Here is a 1,269-nt window from a genome sequence, read left to right on the forward strand (position 1 = left end):
ACATGGTGCTCGTGGCGTCATTCGCAAACTCCACCATCGGGGAAAAACACGTCATAACGAAAGGTTAAGTCGAAAACTGAGGAAAAGAATTCACGAATCATCAGAAATTAAAGTCTATTTCCCTGACCCTCATGCTCCATGGCAACGAGGGACTAATGAGAATACGAATGGACCGCTAAGAGAATATTTTCCAAAAGGTAGTGATCTAACATTGATTGATGATCAAACCATTCAGCTGTGGGAGAACAAACTTAATAATAGGCCACAAAAATGTCTGAACTGGAAAACACCTTATGTATGAAGTTTTCTATGAAGAAAATGTGCACTTAATTTGACAATTCAAGAGCCCGTCTGGGCAAAGATAACGCAACTACACACAGAAAGACTCACAAACTCTGACATTGCCAAAAGAGTCCACGTTTCCGTTTCCACCGTCCAGAGAAAGCTAGAACAATTCACCCTCACTGAGGGTTTTTCTAAACTTCCTGAAGTCTTATCCTGGGATGAATTTTCACGAAACAAAGGAAAACTTGCCTTCATTGCGCTGATTTACCATACACGAAAGGCCATTACCGTTCTTGAAAACAACCGACAGGCAACCATCAAGAACTACTTTTTCCTAAGGCAAAGATTATTCTCGATAGATTTCACATTATCCAGCATTTGAGTCGGGCTATGATGACGATCAGAATTGCCATCATGAAGGAATTTGATAGACGCTCTCTCCCCCATCGAGTCAGGAAAAATTACTGGCGTATCCTTCAAAAAGATAGTCGAAAATGGTCTGACAAACCTTTCTTTTCAAGAACCTTTAGACAGACACTGACACCACGTGAGGTCGTCGAGAAAACCTTAGCTTTCTCCGATGAACTCCGCTATTAGTACAATCTTTACCAGCTCCTGCTTTTCCATTTTCAAGAGAAACGGACAAACGAAATTTTGGGACTGATTGAGGACAAAGCCTTTCGAACCGCTTTTAAGATCTTTAGAAAGTACAAAGAGTATATCATTCATCAATGCCTGCGAGCACCCTTACTCAAATGCCAAGTTGGAAGTAACCAACAAGCTTATCAAGGACATAAAACGACAAGCCTTTGGTTTTCGGAACTTCAAAAACTTTAAAACGAAAATTGGCTCTATAATATTTGTAGTGGGTAAATCCCCTATAGATCTTATGGAGCCTATTTTATTGTAGAAAAAAAGTCCCATAAGATCTATAATGAAAAGCGACTAAACAACTCATTAGAAAGAATCATATGGAACCATTAT

2 pseudogenes are annotated in these 1,269 nt (G+C 39.6%); both read left to right on the top strand.

Going from position 1 to position 1,269, the window contains the following annotated elements:
* Nucleotides 1-335, top strand: a pseudogene (locus SORDD16_RS11040) (IS30 family transposase); the annotation flags it as partial.
* A gap of 2 nt (nt 336-337) precedes the next feature.
* Nucleotides 338-1,195, top strand: a pseudogene (locus SORDD16_RS10460) (transposase); the annotation flags it as partial.
* Between the last annotated feature and the right edge of the window lie 74 nt (nt 1,196-1,269).

It is taken from the genome of Streptococcus oralis (assembly GCF_001578945.1).
Lineage (GTDB): Bacteria > Bacillota > Bacilli > Lactobacillales > Streptococcaceae > Streptococcus > Streptococcus oralis_Q.